The following is a 3,076-nucleotide window of genomic DNA, read 5'->3' as shown; positions in this document are numbered from 1 at the left end:
TCGATTTGAGCAACTGGGAAAAGCAGGGCGATATCCGCGAGCTGCTCACCCAGGTCCACCGCGGCGAACCGCTCGGCCCGGTGAGCGAGGCCTATGCCGCGACCCTGGTCGAGGGCGTATCGGCAAGCCGCGCCGAGATCGATGCGGCGCTGAGTAGCGCGGCCGAAAAGTGGGACATCTCCCGCATGGCCGATGTCGACCGCAACCTGCTTCGTCTCTCCACCTGGGAACTGATGTTCGAATCCGAGACGCCGGTCGGCGTCATCATCAACGAGGCTGTCACTCTGGCCAAGCGCTTCGGGGACAAGGACACGCCGAGCTTCGTGAACGGCATTCTCGACCGCGTCGCGCGCGAAGTGCGCGCGGCCAAGGACGCAGCCGACGCCAAGTAAGCTCAGGGAATTCCGACGCGCATGGCCACCTTCCACGTCAGCAAAGCCCCCATCGACGAGATCGAAGCCGAGCTGCTTGTTCTCGCCGTGCCCGAAGGCGTGGGCCCGCTGGAGGGATCAACCGGTCTCGCCGACTGGCGTCTTGGCGGCAAGCTCTCGGCATTGCTGCGCGGCCGCAAGTGTTCGGGCGCCCAGGGCGATCGGACGCTGCTGCTCAACGCTCCCAAGCTGGCCAGCGCCTCCGCCGTGGTGAGCGGTGTGGGCAGCCTCAAGGGCGTGGGCGCCAACGAGGCCGCCGATCGGCTGATTTGCGCCCTCGTGGACGCCCGCAAGGCCGGCGCCGCCAAAGTGGCGGTTGCCGCCGATTATTTCGTCGGAGAGGGCCGGCCCTTCGCCAGCACCAATGCCCTCTCGCGGGTGCTCGGCGAGCGCAGCCACGAACAGTCGAAGATGCTGCCTTCCGATGTTACACTGACCGTACTGGATCTGGATCTGTTCTAGGCCCCGGGTGGTTTGCCGCGCTTGCGAGCACGGGCCGTCCGGGTGAGGCCCGGAACGCGGACAGGCGGCGATGACCGAGAATTTCTTCCAATCGATCGAGTTCGCCAACCTGCTGGACGTGCTCGCACTGCTCTCGCTGGCAATGGCGCTGCCGTTGTTGCTGAGCGGACTGCACCTGCTTGCGCGCAGAACCGCCGCGCTCTTCCTGATCGGGTACGCGTTCTTTTTTGTCTCGCTGAGCGTGGAGACCTGGCAGTCGACCTTCGTTCTGTTCCACCAGTATCCGGTGACGCCGCCGCTTTATCAGTACCTCAACCTGCTCTTCGAACTGCTGGGCTTCTGGCTGGTGACGACCGCCGTAGTCGAGTGGATCAACGAGCGGCGCTCGCGTTCCTACTTCTGGAGCATCGGCGTGCTTGTGCTGGTGGTGGGCGGCGTGGCCGGCCTCGGCGGCATCCAGCGCAGCGCCCTGCTGCCGGTGAGTTTCATCTTCCGTCCCGAGGCCGAGCTCTTCTTCGTGGCGATGAAGCTGGTGATCGCGCTGGTCTGCCTGGGCTGGGTGCTCGCGCGGGCGCAGAAGGCGCGGCGCCTGGTAGTCTTTGCGGCGCTGATGCTGGTGCTTCGCCAGAGCATGGAGCTTGCGCAGACCCAGGATCTGCCGGCCGAAGTCCGGACTGCCTTCGAAGCGCTCACGCACTTTGCCATCTCGGTAGCCTCGGTGTCGGGGGCGCTGGCGCTCTCGAACCTCGACGAGATCGGCGTGCGCGCGCGGGTCTTTCGCGTGCTGCTCTTCGGCTTCGTCGCGCTCTCAACCGTGAGCGTGGCGCTGAGCTTCAACTACCTGCTGCGCGACCGCCTGCTGGGTGAGGCGCTGGGCCGCTACCGCGGCGAGGCGGCGAAAATCACGAGCGATGTTCACAGCTACCTGGAGCGGCTCGATCGGCAGGTGAAGTCGCTCGCCACGATGGAACTCTACTCCGCGCTCGCGTATCCGGCCGATCCGGTGCAGGCGCTCGCCTCGATTCCCCATCAGTTCCTGCTCGAAGACTTCAAGTCGGTGGGCTTCTATACGACCGGTGGTGAGGTGCTGCACGTCTACGCCCAGCCGGGAACCGAGCCGGCCCTGCAGAGCCTTGATCGCAGCGAGCGTGAGCGGCTGCTGAACTCTTCGGGCGGGAGTATCGCGCTCAATGAGAACTTCCTCTCGCACGGCTCGCTCTTCTATGAATTCGAGCGCCAGCTCCGCATTCGTGGCGACCGCCCGGAAAACCAGCCCGAGATCCTCTTCGCCGCCGTGGTGCGGGATGCGGGTGGACAGCCGGTGGGCTATGTCGAAGCCCTGTTTCCAACCTCGCGGCTCACACGCTTCTTCCGTGGATATGCCGCCCCCGGCGCGTGGGACTTCATCGCGTCCGGAAACGGCCTGATTCTCGCCCACGGCAATGACGACTACGTGGGCTACGACGTCGGGCTCTTCGGCGAGCTCTTCGGGCAGAGCAGCCCCGAGCAGCGCTGGTACCGCATCAACCTGCCGGGTGGATCGAACTACGTGGTGACCGAGCGCGTGCCCGGTCGCGACTGGGTGGTGGCGCGCGTCATCTCGACCGGCACTATGCTGGGCGCGCTGCGCAAACTGCGCGGCGAGACGCTGGTGATTCTGGTGGTGACCCTGACGGTCACCCTGTTCGTAGCGCTCGTGGTCTCGAACTTCGTGAACCGCCAGCGCATCACTCTCGAGCGCATGGCGCTGGAGCTGGACCTCAAGCGCGCCATCGAAGGGAAGAACATCGAACTCTCGGTCGAGCGCCAGCGAATCGAGACGATTCTCCTATCCCTGGGCGAGGGGGTTATCGTGCTCGATGCCGCTGACCGGATCATGTTTGCCAACCGCATTGCCGAGCTCATGCTCCAGAAGTCTTCGCGGGAGCTGATCGGCACGCAGGTAGCGGAGCTGCACATCGACGGCCTCGCCGGCGCGTTGGAACGGATGGTCGCCGAGGGGGACGAGGAAGAGGCGAGTGCGGAGAAGGCAGACAAACCCGAGCGTGCACGAAAGCCGGGCATCGAGGAATTCGTGACCCGCATCGGCGAACTCGACGTGCGCGGCAATGCCGCCCCCATCGTGCGCGAGGGAGAACCCGACCAGGGCTGCGTGATCATTTTCCAGGACATTTCCGAGCTGA

Annotated in this window: 3 protein-coding genes; all 3 read left to right on the top strand. The window is 65.3% G+C overall.

Annotated elements, in window-relative coordinates; genetic code table 11:
- Positions 1-392, top strand: a 392-nt coding sequence (gene nusB / locus KDH09_09915) for a transcription antitermination factor NusB (GenBank protein MCB0219998.1), incomplete at its 5' end; no start/stop codon positions are given.
- Positions 393-413: 21 nt separating this feature from the next.
- On the top strand, positions 414-893 hold the full coding sequence (locus tag KDH09_09910) for a hypothetical protein (GenBank protein MCB0219997.1): 480 nt from the start codon (positions 414-416) through the stop codon (positions 891-893).
- A 70-nt stretch (positions 894-963) separates the two neighbouring features.
- The coding region (locus tag KDH09_09905; protein ID MCB0219996.1) for a PAS domain-containing protein at positions 964-3,076 on the top strand (2,113 nt) is incomplete at its 3' end.

It is taken from the genome of Chrysiogenia bacterium (assembly GCA_020434085.1).
Classification (GTDB): domain Bacteria; phylum JAGRBM01; class JAGRBM01; order JAGRBM01; family JAGRBM01; genus JAGRBM01.
The sequence above is the reverse complement of the archived record's forward strand: the minus strand, read 5'-3'. Positions and strand labels throughout refer to the sequence as shown.

Coding starts and splice junctions, on each gene's coding strand:
- KDH09_09910 (MCB0219997.1), top strand. CDS start 414: ATGGCCACCTTCCACGTCAGCAAAGCCCCCATCGACGAGATCGAAGCC.